This is a genomic window from Ktedonosporobacter rubrisoli, assembly GCF_004208415.1.
Taxonomy (GTDB): Bacteria; Chloroflexota; Ktedonobacteria; order Ktedonobacterales; family Ktedonobacteraceae; genus Ktedonosporobacter; species Ktedonosporobacter rubrisoli.
Genome location: NZ_CP035758.1, coordinates 4857563 through 4875845, shown reverse-complemented (window position 1 = coordinate 4875845; position 18283 = coordinate 4857563). Strand labels below are relative to the sequence as shown.

Sequence of the window (18283 nt, the reverse complement as noted above, 5' to 3'; positions counted from 1 at the left end):
GCTGCTCATCCCCGGCTTGAAACGCTGAGACTTTCTATCTACCTGCCTCCAGGGCGCGAATAGTGCGCGCCAATCCTTCGCGGAAGTCGACAGTTGGCTTATATCCTAACAAGCGCTGCGCTTTGCTGATATCGGCCAGGCTATCCCGCACATCTCCCGCTCGTGGCTCGCGATATTCGGCATCAACCCGTACGCCCAGCAAATCCCCGGCAATCTGCAAGACACTATTCAGCGAGATCTGATCTCCGCAACCAACATTCATAGCGGCCCCTGACGCTGCCGGAGCCGTGGCGGCCAGTAAATTGGCCTGGACCACATTCTCTACATAGGTAAAGTCGCGGGTCTGTTCTCCGTCCCCAAAGACTATCGGGCGGCGCTTTTCTAGCAGCGCAGTGATAAAGCGTGGAATCACTGCCGCGTATTCTGAGGCGGGATCTTGTCGGGGTCCAAAGACATTGAAGTAGCGTAGGGCGACGGTTTCAAGTCCGTAGATACGGGTGAATACCCCGCATAATAATTCTCCAGTAAGCTTTTGTACAGCGTAGGGCGACATCGGTGCGGTTGGCATCTCTTCATGTTTGGGCAAGGTTGGCGTATTGCCATAGACTGACGAGGAGCTGGCATAGACGACTCGCCGTACACCGGCATCGCGGGCAGCCAGCAGCACGTTTTGGGTGCCGTTGATGTTGGTCTCTAGCGAAGCAACAGGATCGGCGATAGAGCGCGGGACCGAGGCTAGAGCTGCCTGGTGGAATACAACTTCTGTGCCTTCTACTGCTGTGCGTACGAGTTTGGCGTCGCGAATATCGCCATCGATAAATTCCACCCGTTCGGCATACTCTCTTAAAGCTTCAAGATTAGCCTGGCGGCCGGTGGCAATATTGTCAAGAATGCGTACCGCTTCACCTTGTTTCAGGAGCGTTTCGGCGATATGAGAGCCAATAAAGCCCGCACCTCCAGTGACGAGATATTTTGCTTTTGCCATATATGCTGTACGCAATGCTCTCAAGCGAGAGAGATTGCGCATTACCCCTTTCTTTACTGATGATTGGATCGTTATTATGCTGAGAAATATCGGCATGTGGCCTTGCTTTACTTAGCGAGCCAGCAAGGATGACGGCTTTCTCTTAATGGCCGGCCGAGGCAGAAACGGGATCAGAAAGGTCCGAGTTGGCTGAGCCAGATTCGCTATAAGCTGGCGTTAGCGCTTCATAGGCGCGACGCAGATTCTGCTTGGTGCAGTCCCAACTCAGCAAATCCTCGATCCGCTTGCGCCCATATACTCCCAGCCTGTGACGTAAGTCCTCATCGTTGAGGAGCGTTTCGATATGGTTCGCGAACTCCTCTACCTCATTGGGGGTAGCATAGAGCGCTGCTTCCTGTGCTGAGAAGTGCGTTTCGGGCAGATCGAAGGCCACGACCGGCTTGCCCATGGCCATATATTCCATAGTTTTGAGCATTGTGCTGCGATCGTTGAGCTCGTTGCTTGGATCGGGCGAGAGACCAATATCGGCGGCCGCCAGATAGCGCAGCATCTCGGGCACAGAGACCCAGCCGGCGAAGTGAATATATTCGTCGAGCTTGAGCTCGTGGGCCAACGTTTTCAGGATTGGAAGCTGATCACCATCGCCTAATAAGGTCAGGGCGACGTCATGGCGCCCGCGTCTGTGCACAAGGTCGGCAAGAGCATGTAAGGCATACTCAACGCCATCCTGTGAGCCCATAACGCCTATATAGATCAGGAGATAGCGTTTCCCTTGTTTCAACTCGGGCTCGCCAGGTCGCAGCGTATAGCGGGCAATATCCGGACCGTTACGGACCACGAAAACTTTTTCCTGGCGACATTTCCCTTGCTCAATTGCGTTGCGTTTCTGCGATTCGTTGGTGGTGATAACCACGTTTGCTGTGCGATAAGAGCAGCGTTCAAGAAATTGATGCAGCTTGTATAGTGCTCGCATACGATTCTTGAACTTTATATGAAACATCGCCGGAGCGAGGTCGTGCTGATCAAAGATGAATTTCTTCCCGAAGAGCCGATAAAACAGGCCAATGAGAAAAAAGGTATCCGGCGGGTTGGCGGCATGGATGATATCAAAGCCCTGACGGCGCCAGACTTTGAGGCTCAGGCCGAAGCTGTTGAGCATCGCTAAGCCATACTCTTTGATATAGTCGCTAGCCTTACGAATGGTGACTGGCAGCCTGTATCGATAGATATGGATGCCATCGATACAGATGTAAGATTCGCGATCCCGTCTCTCACCTTTAGGGCAGATGATGCTTACCTGGTAGCCGCACTGCCTCAAGAATTGCGCCTCGCGCCAGACGCGCGGATCGGCTGGTACAGAGAGATTTTCTACGAGCATAAGGATGCTATGAGCTGCTGCCATATCGGACCCCCTTGCTAACTGACTGCCCTTTTGCTCTGTGATGCTTCTTCTCTATAGCCATCTCATACATGGCTATCACCTGCTTGACAAGAACTTTGCCGTCAAGGTGGGCCGTGTCCTGGCGCCCCGTCGTGCGCTCGGTATGGAGCAGAGCCTTTTCTAAGCCGGCAGCCAGCGCCTCAGCGTCATGTGGGCAGGTGCTACAGCCTTCGGTATGCGCCAGGACCTGTGCCACATCGCCGACATCTGTGGTTACAACTGGTACGTTACAGGCCATGGCTTCTCGCACCACATTGGGAGAGCCCTCGGCTACAGATGGAAGGATAAGGGCATTGCTGGCATTCATATATTGCACGACAGTAGACTGGGGCAGTCCATTAGCCACTACCAGCTCAGCCGTCATGCCCCGCGCTTTCAGGCGCTCAATGGCCGCCTGGGCCAGGGCGAAATTCTTGACAGGAATGGCTGGATTATTCGCAAAGACAACATAGTAGCGATCTTGATCCCAGCCCAGGGCGGCGCGGGCTTCTTCGCGCGGGATAGGCTGGAAGAGCTCAAAGTTTATCCCATCGGGAATAACGATAGCATCATCTATCAGTGAGGCCCTTTTCATCTGCTCTGTTTTGACGGTCACGGCCTCAACGTGGTGGCATAGCCACTGGCTAACGCGCTTGACAAGCAGACTTTTCTTGCTATGGCCGCCCTCGGCGGTAACAGTTCCCAGCAGATCATCGCCAAGGAAAGCCGCGACAACGGCAGTAGTCCACTGTAAGCGGCCAACCAGGCACCACAGGCCATAGTGTCCGTGAATGATATCAAAACGTCCAGTCAGGGTCTTTAAGAAGACCTGCAGCGTCGCGGAGGCATAACGTATCGGCACTGGGCCAGGCTTAGGATGGACGATTTCTACCGTGTGCCCCTCAAATTCCAATGCATCAACGAGAGCTTTAACAAATGTACCGGAATGTGGTCGCTCTTTGGTTGGATAGATGCCCGTTACCATGAGAATACGATATTTTTTCTGTTTAGCTAATTCCTCTAAATTAGTGCTAGACACCGCTATCTCCCTTTTAAGTAAGTTCATATGAGAACTTTGACTACCGTGTGCGGCGGGCGCAAGAGAGGATCTAAGCAACAATCCCCGCCCGCCTGACGACGGCGCCCTGACCCCATGCATGCAAAGTGTGCGTGCGTTAAGGAAATTTATTACAAGAGCAGGTTTTTTTTACTACAAGCTAGAAACAACAGGTTTTTCATCAGCTAGCAACTCCTCTACCGACTGCTGAGGGATCACCGGCTGTGGGTTATCGATAAAGACACGGAACCATAATTCCAGGCTGGCCAGCGTAAACAATTGGGCCTGATAATTTGTTCTGCCCTCTAAATGGTCGTGGACCATGCGTGCTATGTAAGCATCATTGAAGTAGCCACGGCTGCGAGTACGCTCGGATAGCAAGAGCTGCGTGATGATGCGGCGCTGCCCCTCACGGAACCATATGCCTGTGGGAACGTTGAAGCCCATCTTCTTGCGTGTAAGAATAGGCTCGGGCAAGAAATCGGCGAAGGCGCGCTTAAGCATATACTTGGCCTTAAAGGATCTGATCTTCAGGCTCGATGGAATGGAGGCCGCGTATTCAATCAGTTTATAGTCGAGCAAAGGTATGCGAGCCTCTAGGGAGGCGGCCATGGTCATTTTGTCGCCCTTCATCAGCAAGTTATCGGGCAGCCAGATCTTGGTGTCCAGATAGAGCATGGCCGAAAGATCGTCGCGCTGCGGATTATTCTCTAGCCAGCGCTGGAATGCGCGACTGGAATCAAGATCGATTCTGGCCTTGACAGTATCGGTCAGCAGCTCATCCTTCAGCGGTCCGTTGAAGATGCCGAACCAGCTCATCCAGCGCTGAGGCGCCGGCTGGGACATATTGCGCGCTGCCATTTTTAGCTTGCGCATGCTGTAGGGCAGGTGCTCGATCATGGGCATGAGCATACCGTCGCGGATAGAAGCTGGCAGGATATGATAGTAGTTAGCTATCCAGTCCACAACATACTTAGGGTAGCCGGCGAAAAGCTCATCGCCGCCTTCGCCCGAAAGCACCACCTTGACATGCTCGCGTGCTAGCTTGGAGACCAGGTAAACGCCCAGGTCCGATGGCTCGCTCACCGGCTCGTCGCGGTGCCAGGTAAGAAGCGGCCAGTATTTTACCATGTCCGAGGATTGGACGAGCAATTCGTAATGATCGGTCCCGAAGTGCTCAGCAACCATCCTGGCATAGGGAAGCTCGCTATATTCGGGATGATCAAAGCCGACCGAGAAGGTCTTCACCTTATGGCTGGTGAGCTTGCTCATAATACCGGCGATAATACTCGAATCGACCCCGCCGCTTAGCATGGCGCCAACCGGCACATCGGCCATCATCCTCTCTTCAACAGAACGCTTGACGTGCTGCTGGATGCCCTGGATATATTCTTCAAGCGGACGGTGCTCGGTTGGACCAAAGGTATAATCCCAATAGCACTCCTCGTGGACGTTCCCATTCTCGAAGAGCAGCCAGTGCCCGGGGAGAAGCTTGTAGATGCCGGCGAAAAGGGTGGCTGGACCGGGAACATAGCGTATGCTGAGAAAATCAGCCATGGCCTGGATATCGGCTTCACGCTTTATGCCCGGATAAGCCAGCAGCCCTTTGATTTCTGAAGCAAAGGCGAAATTGCCGTTGACGCGCGTATAATAGAGCGGCTTTTTGCCTGCTTTATCGCGAGCCAGTAAGAGGCGCTTGCGTGGCGCATCCCAAATGGCAAAACCGAACATGCCATGCAGGCGGGCCACACAATCAAGGCCGTATTCTTCGTAGGCGTGAATAATCGTCTCAGTATCACAATGGGTTCGGAACTGGTGGCCTTTCTCAATGAGCTCCTTGCGTAGCGCCTTATAGTTCCAGATCTCCCCATTGAAGACAATCCATATATCGCCAGTCTCATTGCACATGGGTTGATGGCCGCCACTCAGATCGATGATGCTGAGCCTGGCAAAGCCAAGGCCCAGGGGACCATCGGTATAAACCCCCTGATCGTCGGGTCCGCGATGTGCGATGAGACCAGTCATTTGTTCAATTAGTTGCGGTGAAGCGGGCTCTCCACTCTGCGCGTTATAAATGCCGCAAATCCCACACATGCTGCTCTCCTAATGACTACTAGTAATCTGCACTGGCGAATAGATCTCTTTTGACAGCGGAGGCTCATCCATATATACCTGAAGCCATAGCTCCAGACAGAGCAGAGACCAGATGGCAGAGCTATGATTTACAAGTTTTGTATTAGCGTGCTCGGCCAGCAAGCCGCGAATAAAATCAGGATTAAAGATGCCGCGTTGATGGGCCCGCGGATTGTCGAGCATCTCACGCGCATAATCGGTGAGCTGATTGCGGAACCAGTGCTTGATAGGTACACCAAAGCCCTGCTTGGGGCGAGTAAGAATATCGTTGGGGAGCAAACCCTTTGCCACCCGCTTAAGCAGATATTTAAGCGAGCCATCGTGGATACGCAACGATGGCTGCAGCGATGCCACGTACTCGGCCAGCCGGTGGTCAAGCAAGGGACTGCGTGCTTCCAGCGAATTAAGCATGGTTGCCTTGTCCACCTTGACCAGGATATCGTCGCAGAGGTACGAGTGGACATCGACGTACTGCATCTGGCTCAAGATATCTAGATGTGGGACCTCGCGGAAGAGCTTAATATGCTGATCGAAAGGTTCATGTTTGGCTACGTAGGCGAAATGGTCAGCTGTATACATAGCTGGACGTGTGTTCTCGGGGAAGCGCGAGAGAATACGCGTGCAGCGCGTCGCCAGGTCCAGATTCATGCTGCCGAAACGCTTCTTGCCGCGCATACCATTGGGAATGAGCAAGCTGGCATAAGCGAGCATCTGCCGTATGGCTGGTGGAATGCGGCTGATCTTATACTCGCGCTCATAGTGATCATAGCCGCCGAAGATTTCGTCGCCCCCATCTCCCGTAAGCACTACTGTAACGTGCTCACGAGCAAGCTTTGAGACATAGTAGGTGGGCAGCATCGATGAATCGCCAAAGGGCTCATCGTAGGCCCAGGCTAACTGTGGGAGTACCGAAATAAGGTCAGGTTTGACAAAGAACTCGTGGTGATCGGTTCCAAAGTAATCGGCAACCCTGCGCGCGTGTGGTAATTCGCTAAAGTCGTCCTCCTCAAAGCCAATCGAGAAGGTTTTTACCGGCTGCGAGATCATCTGGCTCATCAGCCCGACGACAATGCTCGAATCGACTCCCCCACTGAGGAAGGCCCCCAGCGGAACCTCACTCATCAAGCGAACCTGTACCGCATCTCTTAGCAACTCATAGGTGCGCTCGATGGCCGTGGCCTCATCGTCATAGCAGGTCGGATCAAAGGTAAGGTCCCAGTAGCGACGGGTAGTAATCTTGCCCTTTTCATAGATCAGAATGTGGGCAGGAGGCAGCTTCATAACATCTTTGAAGAGCGTATGTGGCGCAGGAACATAACTATAGACCAGATATTCATCGAGCGCGATATGGTTGATCTGGCGGGGGATATTTGCCTCAAGGATAGACTTGATTTCAGAACCAAAAATGAAGCGCTCGCCGTCCCAGTAATAGTTAAACGGCTTTTTGCCAAAGCGATCTCGTGCAGCTAACAGGCGCTGCCGTTTCTTATCCCAGAGCGCAAAGACAAACATGCCGCGCAAGTATCTGGGGCAATCGTCGCCGTATTCTTCGTAAGCATGTACAATTACTTCTGTGTCGCTATTGGTAGAGAAACTATGCCCGAGCTCCTGTAGACTTTTTTTCAGTTCCTGATAATTATAGATCTCTCCATTGAATACAACAAGTACGCTATGATCTTCGTTATAAATAGGCTGTTGACCGCCGGCCACGTCAATAATTGAGAGGCGGCGCATGCCCAGAGCGACCCCGTTATCTACCCATGTTCCTTGATCGTCGGGGCCACGGTGGCGAATAACCTTGCACATAGCATCAATGAGCTGCTCGGCATGGTCTTGACTATATTGCTGATCAATAAATCCCGCTATACCACACATTCCTGCCAATCCTTTCCTAGATATCGGCATGCTGAGAAAAACTACGATGGTATTTGATATATTTCCGAAGGAGGAATATTCCTGGCTTGTTGTTCCTTTTGACCTGTTAGATTGCCATAGAGTTCGATATAAGAGTCGGTGATATGCTCAAGCGAATAATGCTCTTCTATGTGGGCCCGCGCGGCTTTGCCATATTTGCGCGTCAGGTCCGCATCCTTGAGTAAGGTTATCAGGGCCTGAGCCATTGCTTGATAATCTTCCGAATCGACAAGCAGGCCGTTTTTGCCCTGCTGAATAATGTCTTCGCTCCCGCTTACACGCGTAGCGACGCATGGTAAGCCGCAAGCCATTGCCTCCAATACGGCGTTAGGCATGCCTTCCCAGCGCGAAGGGAGCACGGCTATCGTGCCTCTATGCAACTGTTCGGGAATGTCGTACTGCCTGCCTGCAAATTCGACACTATCAGTAATGCCAAGGGCCTCGGCCATATTAGTAAGCTGATCAAGAAGCTTGCCTGAGCCGATCACGATTAATTTCGCGTCAGGAACCTGCTCCTTTACTAACTTCCAGGCCTGCAGAAGAACATCTATCCCTTTTTCATAGCGCAGGCGGGACAGGCAAACCACGGTATGCGCTTTTTCCTGAAAGCTGGCCTCATCATCCTGTGGAGGCTGATAGTGCACAATATCTACGCCATTGGGAATGAGCTGCACATTTGGCAGGAGAAAGCCATTCTCGGCCAGATAGCTGCGCATACGCGTACTAAGAATTATGATTCTTGCTCGCTCACTAGTGAGCAGCGAGCGTACAAAGTTTGCCACAGGCTTCCCTAGCCGTAGAAGAGCTTCAAGATCCCCATTTACCCAGCTGTTAGCTTCTATGCGTAGCCAGGGTAATGAAGGATCGAGTGGTCCGGCAAGGAGTGAGGTCTCTTTATCTGTGCCATTGCTCTTACCAGTGCCTGTGCTGCGGACTGAGATGAGGATTGGCTTACCGGCTAAGCGACTGACCAGTGCTGTAGGTAAAGCCAGTAAACTTAACTGATACACGTGCAGAATATCGTATTTGCGCCGATGCCGCCAGAGATCCCAGCCAAGTGCTACCTGAGCCAGCAGGTAGGCTATTTGCTGGATTTTGCGCGGTCGATCGAGCCGATCGCGCATAAGGCTGCCCGCGACGCGCAGAACTGGCACTCCTTCGATAACATCGCGGACCGGCCATTCACTCCTGTGGTGGAAGGTGACGACAGTGACATCATAGCCCCGCTCCTGGAGCATTTTTCCCTGCGCCAGGGCCTGTCTCTCTGCGCCACCTACTAAAGGGTGAAACGAACTAATAACTATGTAGACACGCTGATTACTCACATTCCCCCCATTTCTTCTTGTACAAAAGGCAATATCGGATTGCCCCGGGAGAGCAGGCGGTAATAGGTTTTTACGCTCTTTTCTGTAACTGTCTGTATTTGATAGTTATGGAGCGTGGTAGCCCGCGCTTCCTGGGCTAATTGTTGGGCAAATTGGCTGTCTTCAATGATGCGGCGAAGCGCTTGCGCCATGGGGGCGGGCTGTTCTGGGGGTACCAGTAAGCCATTGATCCCATCTATAATGGCATCTTCACTTCCGCTAACGCGTGTTGCTACACAGGGCAAACCACATGCCATAGCCTCAATGAGAGCATTCGGCATACCTTCCCAGCGTGAAGGGATAACGAAGCCCCAGGCTTTTTGCAGCATCTCAAGAACATCCTGGCGCGTGCCGAGAAATTCAACGCTATCCATAATATCCAGATCGCGAGCGATGCGCTCCATCAGCGGCCTGAACATGCCATCGCCAACCAGCAATAAGCGAGGTTTCAGCTGTGCGCGCCATTGATCTGGTTCGCGCAGCATACGCGCCCAGGCGTGCAACAGCACATCGACTCCTTTAGGATATTCCAGGCGGGCCACGCTGATAATGTCGCGTTCTGGTTTGGCCGGATCGGGACGCTGCGCTCCTGGCCTGTATTTCTCTGTATCAATACCATTGGGAATATGGATGATTTGCTCCTGGCGAAAACCGTGCGATATGAGATAGTGGCGGCTGCGGTTGCTGAGCACCTGGTAATATGCATCTGATTCGCGCAGGTAATTCAGCATGAAGCTACCACCCAGGGACGATTGAGGCAAGCTTTCAAGATCTCCTGGCGTCCAATCTTTTTCTCCAACCGCGAGCTGGCTAGCATCGAGATTTGTTAATGTGTCGGCCATGAAGAGCGCACCCTTCTGCTTGATGACCTGCAATTGCTCCTCGCTCGGGCCGGCACTTTGAATACTAATAATGATTGGCTTGCGGGTCAGGCGACAGATAAAGGTTCCAATTGCACTCAGCGAAGAAAGCTGCATGGTATGGATAACGTCGTAGCGATGGCGAAATTGCCAGAGCTTCAACAAGGCAATGATCTCAATTGGGATGCGCCCCAGGCGGCCGACATTAAGCCTGCCACCGCGGCGATAGAGGCCGCCAATACGTATGATCGGCAGCCCGTTATTTATTTCTGCTCGTTTCCATTCTTTGCGATGACTTAACGTAATGACAAGCACCTCGTGCCCCATTGCCTGGAGCTGGCGAGCATGTTTGTCGGCCTGAGCCTCGGCCCCGCCAACATTCGGCGGGAAGAGAAAGGTAAGCACGCATATACGCAAACGGTTTCTCTCACTGGGCAAATTAGACATGGGAAGGTTGCTCCTGTTTTGTAATGTGCGTGATTCTGGGTACGACCAGCTTCTGAGTTTCCTCAAGGTAGGCTTGAGGAGGAGTCTGCTCAGGCTTGGACCAATAGAGTGCGAATGGAAGTGCAAGAATCATCCAGACGTAAATGCCGACTGGCTGACTCCAGACTACGGTAACCTCTAACGACTGCACAAAGATGTTGATAAAGGCCGCCAGACCTACCGCGAGGATCAAGCGATGCTCGATTGTGGCCTTGCGCATCCTTGAGATCAGTGTCCAGGGAATGGATATAAACATAAGCGTCATCAAGCTAACTCCGATGATGCCAAAATCAAAGAGGGAGCCGATGAAAACATTGTGGGGCGCGGTTCCAATTACTCCTCCCCCATGACCGACATTCAGACGCGTCAGGACAGCATCGGAGGCTTCCAGGCCATAACCCAGCCACTGCCCTGGATCGAAATTGTCGAGTAGTGCTTTCCACAGGTAAGTACGCCCATTGAGCGTAAGTATGTCTGAGTTAAGGAAACGACTAAAGAGCGGTAGATCGAGGAAAGTAGCTACCAGGATAGCCAGAGCTCCCAGGGCCAAAATACCGCCCAATAGGCTAATCTTCAATCTGCGAGAAGGCAGGAAGAAGATCATGACGACCAGGCTTAAAGAGACGCTAATGATTGCCCCACGTGTGAAGGTCAGGCCAAGTGCGGCCAGAAGAATAAGCGTGACAACTACCCCCAGAGCCCTCTGAAGGCCTCGCAGCGTAAATGTACGATAGAACGCGAGCGGAATCACCATCGACAGGAAGAAAGCCAGTGTCGGCGGTGCCCCATAGACCGAACCAATGCGATAGAGGGACGAGATATCGGTATCGTAGAGACCATATTGCTTGGTAAAGTACCCGTAAATGCCAAAGAACGAAAGGAAGATGCTCTGTACAAGAATGGCATCTATCAGTCCCATCAGCAGTTTTCTCGTCGTCACTAAGTTTACAACCAGCACACCTACAGCGACATATGCCAGATAAACCGTCCAGATCGTCAGGAATTGGGTCGTAGTATCCGGCGAGACACCAATGCCCAATAAGGTCCACATGACATAAGCAAAGAGGAATGGTAGAGTTGGCATCAGTTTAAAGGCTTGCTTGATGGGCATAGCAAACATTAAAAGGAGCGTCGGGGCAACCAGTCCTGAGAGGAAGTTGTTCCCATTAAAAAACGGAATTACCGAGCCTATGAGTGCATCGACTGCCACCCAGATGAGCAGGAGAATATAGGGATAGCGCATCAGCGCAAGAATTACCAGCGAACCAAAGGCAATACGCAAAGTAAACATGGCATTGTTGATAGTGCCAGCGATGCCCGCAGCGAAGACGGCAAGCGCGATTGCCACACGGCTCAGGCGCTGATAGAGACTATAGGGAATGGGGAATAGTGTCAAGATGTCTTCCCTCCATGCCTTCCATTGGACGTAGATTAGGTCAAGCCCCAGTTTTCTCAGGATGCCCAGGAATTCACGCGGAGGAGTGAGCAAATTAAGGCTTCCCACCTCGCGCGGCAATATGATGAGCAGCATTGCCATCGTGCAGAAATTTACTGCAGAAGTTGACAGTGCGATCCCAAATGTTTGCCAGGGGCCAACAAAGAGATAGTCAAAGATCACATTAGCGATAACACTTACAATGCCGTTATAGATAAAGATATGCGTTTTCCCAAGAGCGCTAAAGGCGCGCGAAAGGATAAAGCCAAAGGCCAGGGGAGTCAGGCCGATGCTGTAGCCGATGAGGGTAATGGCTGTACGAGTAGTATCGGCAGCTTTAAAAGAGTCACCATGCTGGAAGAGCAGAGCTATAACTGGGTGACCAAGGATGATCATGCCAAGGGTTAGTACTATCGTGCCAGAACCTACAGCCCATAGATACAGGCGCAGCGTATTCTTGAAGGCCTTCATATCCCGTATGGCCACCTGGCTGGATAGGACGGGGAGGGCCGCGCGGCCCGTCGAGGATAAAATCACGCCAACTGGTACGCTATAGAGTTTATTTGCAGTGTTGAGCGCAGCAAGACTTCCTACAACCAGGGACGATGTGAATATCTGATCAACGAGCGGGCTAATATGGCCGATAAATGCCGCAAAGATCGCCGGCGTCATCGTTTTGCCAATTTGCAGCAAAGCAGGATCGCGCAGATCGAGCACAGGCACATAGACGAATTTAGCCATATGTGCGCGGATCAGGATCGCGATCAATTGTAGAATCTGGCCGGCCAATGTACTCAGGCAGAGCACAATTACGCCATAAAATTTGCCCCAGACGAGAATAGATACAATGGTTATAAGCGGAGCCAGCAGGCCCAGATAGGCTGGCCAGCCAAACTGGCCGCGGGCGTTGAGCAGATATTCCATAAAACTGTTCAACGTTATCATGAGCACTATCGGAAAGGTATATGGCGCCAGGGTAATGGCTAGTTCCAGCGTGTCATGCGGCAGGCCTGGGGCAAAAAGAATTACAAGTGACTGATGTAATATCAGCATGAGAATAGTAAAGCCTACCAAGCCGATGATCAACAGATTCAAGATAGTGCTGAAGAGGCGCGAGACTCTATCGGTCATTCCGCGCGTACTGACTTTTGTGAAAACGGGAATGACCGAAGCCTCAAGCGCTCCGCCTAGTAGTTGCGTCACAGTAAATGGCAAGGTCTGGGCAGCATAATACGCATCCATGACCGCCCCTTGACCAAAGGTGAACGCCACTGCGCTCTGGTTCACCATGCCGACGATGCGCACAAGCAGGTTTACCGAGGCCAGGCTCAGCAGAGCACGAAAGATATTTTTATTAGCAGATTTAAGACGTACAGCGACCAGCCGGGCACTTGTTGTGCCTAATGGTTGACTTGTTTCTGGTTGAGACATCTTTTATAACCATTCTACAAAAACCAAATTCATCAATGTAACGTGAGTTATTAAAGTCTGATAATCTTTTCATCGTTATAGGCGCGTGTCATATTGCGGGTATCTACAATACAGCGTGCTTCACTTACAATCCTTGAGGGGTCATAATAGCTGTGATCTGTAATCAGAACCACGCAATCAGCCGCCTGCAGGAGGCCGTCGCTCAGTGGCTGTGAGTGAAGCGTCTGACCGGCCAGCGTGAGGGAAGGCACGTAATCGTCGTTATAGAGAACTGTGGCCTTGCGGGCGAGAAGATCCTGCATGATTTCCAGCGCAGGCGACTCGCGCACATCGCCGACGTTGCGCTTATAGGCAACTCCCAGCACAAGCACTGTAGAGCCGTTGAAATTGCGGCGCTGCTCGTTGAGAGCCTCATTAATCTTTCCGACGACATAATGCGGCATGCTGCTGTTGATCTCCGCGGCCAGCTCGATAAAACGCGCGGTATAATCGAGCGTTTTGAGCTTCCAGGAGAGATAGTGCGGATCGACAGGGATACAATGTCCACCCAGGCCAGGACCCGGTAAAAAGCGCATAAAGCCAAAGGGTTTGGTGGCCGCGGCGTCGATGACTTCCCAGACATTGATGTGCAGCTTCTCACAAATGATGGCGATCTCATTTACCAGCCCGATGTTCACGGCGCGGAAGGTATTCTCCAGCAGCTTGGCCATCTCGGCAACGCGGGCTGAGGAGACCGGTACTACCTGCTCAATGGCACTGTTATAGAAGGCCTGAGCCAGCTCGGTACAGGCAGGCGTAATGCCACCAACAATTTTTGGCGTATTGTGAGGGCCGTATTGCGGATTACCGGGATCGATACGTTCTGGCGAAAAAGCCAGGAAGATATCTTCCCCGACCTTTAGACCCGTCGATTCCAGCGCTGGCAAAAGAACCTCATCCGTCGTGCCAGGATACGTGGTGCTTTCAAGAACCACGATTTGTCCGGCATGGAGATGGGCCTGTATCTGTTGGGTAGCTGCGATAATATACGAAATGTCGGGGGCGCGCGTCTTGCGCAGGGGCGTAGGCACGCAGATGCTTACCGCATCGATCTCATTCAATACTGTGTAATCGGTTGTACAGCGTAGCCGGCCAGCGTCGAGAAGCTTGCGCAGCGTCTCATTGCTGATATCAGAGATATAGCTCTCTCCGCTGTTGGCGGCGTCAACTTTCTGCTGATCTACATCGATACCCGTCACCTGATAGCCAGCTTCGGCAAAAGTTGTGGCCAGCGGCAGCCCAACATAGCCTAAACCGATAACCGCAACCCGTAAAGAACGCGAAGAAATCTTCTCCAGCAACGATTGTTTCATCCCAGATGTCTCCTTCAGTAGTTCTGTACCTGCCACCCTGTCAGCGCGTTTTCAGCGCATAACAGTTGACCAGGTACAGAAGTCTGAACTAATCACTGCCTTTTCGGAGGGAAGCGGTGATACTCGTATCTCCATCAACGGAACCGTTGGAGGAAGCTGTAGTAGGCGGTATGGACATAGAAATGTCAGCTCTTGGCCTTTGCTGTACACTGCCCAGATACTCAAGAATAAAACCGTACTCCGACCATTGGCTTTTGTTCAACACCACCCCGATAAATTCTGTCCCTGCCTTGGTAAGGACCTCTTTTGTACGGGTAAGCAGACTGCGCGCCGTCTTTGAGGCATCAACGACAAGTACCGACACATCTACGTAAGAAGCTAAAATCTGTGCATCCGCAATTGGCAGCAGCGGCGGCGTATCAAAGATGATGTAATCGAACTGCTTGCTTTCTCTAAAATGCTTGAAGAGCTGTTGCGCTAAGGGAGATTGCAAGAGCTCAGATGGATTGGAGGGCAAAACTCCGGCGGTAAGCACGCGCAGAGACGGCAGCTCTGTAGGCTGACCTTCCATCTGGGGTTGAACCTGGGTCCACATCTCAAGGAAAGCGTTAGAAAGCCCCTGACGGTTGTCTAACTGGAAGTGCTGATCCAGCACCGGGTGGCGCAAATCAGCGTCAACAAGCAATACGCGCTTGCCGGACATGGCCAGGAAAGATGCAAGATTTGCTGCAATGGTACTCTTTCCTTCGCCCGCCAGAGCGCTGGTGATCATCACGAGCTTGAAAGGATGCGCTCCCTGCACTCGGTTCAGGTTTGCGCACAGAATGCGGCAGCCTTCGGCGAGGGCCGGGGTATCTTCGGCATTTTTGATCCTTTGTTTGCGCGAAAGCTCAGGGATCACCGTTAAGGTTTCTACTCCAAGCAAACGCTGGGCTTCTTCTGGACCCTTCAATCTATCATCTAACCATTCGAATACAACGATCAGAGCGAGCGCAAGGCCCAAACCAACTAATGCTCCGATACCTGCGTCGAGCGATGGCTTGGGCTGACTAGGGTCCGTGGGTGGCAGAGCCTGAACGATTATAGGCTGAACCTGACCTCCCATCGAAGTATTTGTATATTGAGCAAAGCTTGCCGCGACTTCGTTGGCGAGCTGGGCCGCAAACCTGGGATCACTGTTGTTGACAGAGATCTTGATGATTGGCGTATTAGATGGCGCGTTGACTACTACGAGATTGGAAAGCCCCTTGAGGGTCAAGCCATGCCTGGCTGCAACCGGTTGTAGTACTTGTGGGGTGGTAACCAGCTGCGCATAAGTCGGTTGCAGCGCGATGACTGCGTTCGTGCTTTCATATGGTGACTGGTTTGTCCCAATTGTGAGAATAACTTGTGCAGTGGCCTGATAGACCGGCTGCATAAGCTTTGTGATACCATACGTTACGCTGCCGCAAATAACTACGCCCAGCACGATCACCCACGCCCAACGTTTGACTATTAGTGTGTAACGACTCAGCGAACTTCGCATGTAAGTACCATCCTTACCTGTTTCTTAAGATATGAGAAACCTGTTTCTGAGATTATTCTTGGGAACAACTACTTTATACCATCCTACATCGACATATGTCCCAACTTTGTAATATCGATAGCAATAACGTATTTCTACAGGACTAAAGTACACACACACCTACCTTGTACTTACTGGACACCTTCTACAAGATACAATCCTCTCTATGAGAATCAGGTTGTTACAGGTGTTGAGATGGCGTGGAAAACCATAGTCCGGTGTTTAGATAGTAACTCCTGAAGGCACCAGCTAGATACAAGTGATAATAGAGATATAAGCCTCATTGTCCCCTCCGCCAGGACGTAAATTTCTCTACACCGGGAGAGACAGTTCTACTGATTCTCTACCTCTATGAACATCGTATTGCCACTATGAGTATGGTAATTTTTCTGTGGGAACCGGTATCTGAAGCTACTAATGTATTACTATACTACGGTGCCTGAAATGTGTCTATGCTCGTGGGGTGGCTTATTGTAAAATTATGGTACTTTCGTATGGAACTGCTTGCCCTGAAGCATTGTATGGGGCGCATACGCAGATGTTTTTTCTTGGGAGCGCTCGCTCTCATACGGCTTCTATTCGGGCTTTATTGCTTTGCATGTAGGCTGGAAGGATCGGGCAAAGGCGGAAATCAGATTTAGCACCTGGCAAGAATGAAACATTACTTATAGGCTAATTTTTGCTGATCTGCAAGTATGTTGTTCAGAATAGCATTATTCTCATATACCAACGCGTCATGTATCCTTAGCTGGCTGCTAATTGATTATTTTATCTCTATTGATGGTTACAGTTTGGCTGAATATTTCCGAATATTATGTTTAGTCTATTCTCGGCTCTTTCTTGAAGAAGCTATGAAAAATAGCCTGAAAGTGAGGGGTCCCATTAGCGGGGAGGAGCGTTGTAGCAGAGATATGCGGTGTAAAAGTGCTTTGTTTAAAATTGAACATAGCAAAATGGAGAGATCTCATAGAGGCACATATATTTCTTCTGGCATAAATTATTGCCTGCCCAGGCAAAAATTGCAGATGTTGCCTGATGAGATGGGCTTGTTCCCCATTGCTCAAGAAATGCTGTCCGCCTGTTCCTTGGAGCGTGGCTTTCTCGGCGCAAACTTTGATCACTTGAAGCGTTTCCCTGATATGTATGGGAAGCTTTGGGCTCTCATGGCGCTGCGCTATGCGGGCGTTGCCAATGCTGCGGGGGAGGAAAGCTATGCGTAAGCAATTTGGCGTTCTACTTGCAGCCTTGTTCTACTATACTGGTTTGATAGGGCTAGCCCGCTGGCTACAGCAGCGCTCAGGGCCACGCCTGATTATTCTCAACTATCACCACGCCAGCGGAGAAGATTTGCGCCGCCATCTGCTCTATCTGCGCCGTCATTATCGTGTACTCCATCTGGATGAGGCCTTAACCGAGCTTTATGCGCCAGCAGAGCGCTGGGCCACCAAACGTGATAAGCGCGCCCTGGTGGCCTTGACCTTTGATGATGGCTACCATGACAACTATACGCATGCATTTTCCCTGGCACGTGAGTTACGCATGCCAATTACCATTTTTCTTATTCCAGGTTATGTGGAGAGTGGTGACTATTTCTGGTGGGGCGAAGGACGACGCCTGGTGCAGCGGGCTGGTGTTGCTGTGGTGACGCTGGAAGGTAGAACCTATCGCCTTGATGCGTTAGAGGAGAAGGCTCGGCTCTCGCAAACTATTGATGCGCGTCTACGTCATGCCAGTTCAATAGTCGAACGGGAAGCTTTTCTGGCCCAGGTGCGTGAGTTGCTGGCAGTGCCAGGCAATGTCACGGTTGAGGAGGAAAAAGACAGGCCGATGAGCTGGGCAGAGATACAGAAGATGCAGGAGAGCGGATGGGTCTCATATGGAGCTCATACGATGCACCATCCTATTCTCGCTTATCTCTCCGATCCTGCCGATCTGCATTACGAGGTGAGCGAGTGCCGTAAGGTTCTGGAGCAACGGCTGGCCTGTCCTGTGCGTTCGTTGGCCTATCCTGTGGGCCGTGCCGAACACATCGGCGAGGAGGTAGTGCAGGCTGTCAAAGATGCAGGTTATGCCTGGGCAGTAACAACGTATAAGGGTAGCAATACACCTGCCAGCGATCCCTACCTGCTGAAACGCATGCTGAGCGATAGTAGCCGGAACTGGTTGGTAATGGCGGCCGAGACGTCTGGTATCTGGGATTTGCTTGCTCCTTTGTGGAAAGCCGTGATTGGTAAGGGAGAGGATGTTGCATGAACATTACTGGGGGCGTATTAATCTATACA

The 18283-nt window shown here is 51.6% G+C and carries 12 protein-coding genes; 2 read left to right on the top strand and 10 right to left on the bottom strand.

Annotated elements, in window-relative coordinates:
- Positions 1-34: 34 nt before the first annotated feature.
- The 10 genes from EPA93_RS21295 to EPA93_RS21250 all read right to left on the bottom strand — a co-directional run bounded on the left by EPA93_RS21295 (position 35) and on the right by EPA93_RS21250 (position 15962).
- Positions 35-1027 carry an SDR family oxidoreductase gene (locus tag EPA93_RS21295; protein ID WP_207229613.1) on the bottom strand — a complete coding sequence of 331 codons (993 nt, stop codon included), beginning with the start codon at positions 1025-1027 and terminating at the stop codon, positions 35-37.
- Between the two features lie 100 nt (positions 1028-1127).
- Positions 1128-2387 (bottom strand): glycosyltransferase family 4 protein, encoded by a 1260-nt coding sequence (locus EPA93_RS21290; RefSeq protein ID WP_129889449.1) that lies wholly within the window; start codon positions 2385-2387, stop codon positions 1128-1130.
- Positions 2371-3444, bottom strand: a complete 1074-nt coding sequence (locus EPA93_RS21285) for a glycosyltransferase (protein WP_165423299.1) — start codon at positions 3442-3444, stop codon at positions 2371-2373. The genes EPA93_RS21290 and EPA93_RS21285 overlap by 17 nt, the downstream gene beginning before the upstream one ends.
- Before the next feature lie 171 nt (positions 3445-3615).
- On the bottom strand, positions 3616-5556 hold the full coding sequence (gene asnB, locus EPA93_RS21280) for an asparagine synthase (glutamine-hydrolyzing) (RefSeq protein WP_129889447.1): 1941 nt from the start codon (positions 5554-5556) through the stop codon (positions 3616-3618).
- A 9-nt stretch (positions 5557-5565) separates the two neighbouring features.
- Entirely contained in the window at positions 5566-7470 is a 1905-nt protein-coding gene (gene asnB, locus EPA93_RS21275; protein WP_165423298.1) for an asparagine synthase (glutamine-hydrolyzing), read from the bottom strand.
- 41 nt (positions 7471-7511) lie between these two features.
- Complete coding sequence (locus EPA93_RS21270) at positions 7512-8834, bottom strand: glycosyltransferase family 4 protein (RefSeq protein ID WP_129889445.1); 1323 nt, start codon at positions 8832-8834, stop codon at positions 7512-7514.
- Complete coding sequence (locus EPA93_RS21265) at positions 8831-10180, bottom strand: glycosyltransferase family 4 protein (protein ID WP_129889444.1); 1350 nt, start codon at positions 10178-10180, stop codon at positions 8831-8833. The genes EPA93_RS21270 and EPA93_RS21265 overlap by 4 nt, the downstream gene beginning before the upstream one ends.
- Complete coding sequence (locus tag EPA93_RS21260) at positions 10173-13085, bottom strand: lipid II flippase MurJ (RefSeq protein ID WP_129889443.1); 2913 nt, start codon at positions 13083-13085, stop codon at positions 10173-10175. The genes EPA93_RS21265 and EPA93_RS21260 overlap by 8 nt, the downstream gene beginning before the upstream one ends.
- Before the next feature lie 50 nt (positions 13086-13135).
- On the bottom strand, positions 13136-14437 hold the full coding sequence (locus EPA93_RS21255) for a nucleotide sugar dehydrogenase (protein ID WP_129889442.1): 1302 nt from the start codon (positions 14435-14437) through the stop codon (positions 13136-13138).
- Between the two features lie 88 nt (positions 14438-14525).
- Positions 14526-15962 (bottom strand): tyrosine-protein kinase domain-containing protein, encoded by a 1437-nt coding sequence (locus tag EPA93_RS21250; protein WP_129889441.1) that lies wholly within the window; start codon positions 15960-15962, stop codon positions 14526-14528.
- Positions 15963-16852: 890 nt separating this feature from the next.
- Here EPA93_RS21250 and EPA93_RS48530 point away from each other — a divergent pair.
- Positions 16853-17221, top strand: coding sequence for a hypothetical protein (locus EPA93_RS48530; protein ID WP_165423297.1), 369 nt, complete (start codon positions 16853-16855; stop codon positions 17219-17221).
- A complete protein-coding gene (locus EPA93_RS21245; protein ID WP_165423296.1) occupies positions 17214-18254 on the top strand; it encodes a polysaccharide deacetylase family protein in 1041 nt (346 codons plus the stop codon). Before EPA93_RS48530 ends, EPA93_RS21245 begins: the two co-directional genes overlap by 8 nt.
- Positions 18255-18283 lie beyond the last annotated feature (29 nt).

Coding starts and splice junctions, on each gene's coding strand:
- EPA93_RS21295 (WP_207229613.1), bottom strand. CDS start 1,027: ATGCGCAATCTCTCTCGCTTGAGAGCATTGCGTACAGCATATATGGCA.
- EPA93_RS21290 (WP_129889449.1), bottom strand. CDS start 2,387: ATGGCAGCAGCTCATAGCATCCTTATGCTCGTAGAAAATCTCTCTGTA.
- asnB (WP_129889447.1), bottom strand. CDS start 5,556: ATGTGTGGGATTTGCGGCATTTATAACGCGCAGAGTGGAGAGCCCGCT.
- asnB (WP_165423298.1), bottom strand. CDS start 7,470: ATGTGTGGTATAGCGGGATTTATTGATCAGCAATATAGTCAAGACCAT.
- EPA93_RS21265 (WP_129889444.1), bottom strand. CDS start 10,180: ATGTCTAATTTGCCCAGTGAGAGAAACCGTTTGCGTATATGCGTGCTT.
- EPA93_RS21260 (WP_129889443.1), bottom strand. CDS start 13,085: ATGTCTCAACCAGAAACAAGTCAACCATTAGGCACAACAAGTGCCCGG.
- EPA93_RS21255 (WP_129889442.1), bottom strand. CDS start 14,437: ATGAAACAATCGTTGCTGGAGAAGATTTCTTCGCGTTCTTTACGGGTT.
- EPA93_RS21250 (WP_129889441.1), bottom strand. CDS start 15,962: ATGCGAAGTTCGCTGAGTCGTTACACACTAATAGTCAAACGTTGGGCG.
- EPA93_RS48530 (WP_165423297.1), top strand. CDS start 16,853: ATGAAAAATAGCCTGAAAGTGAGGGGTCCCATTAGCGGGGAGGAGCGT.
- EPA93_RS21245 (WP_165423296.1), top strand. CDS start 17,214: ATGCGTAAGCAATTTGGCGTTCTACTTGCAGCCTTGTTCTACTATACT.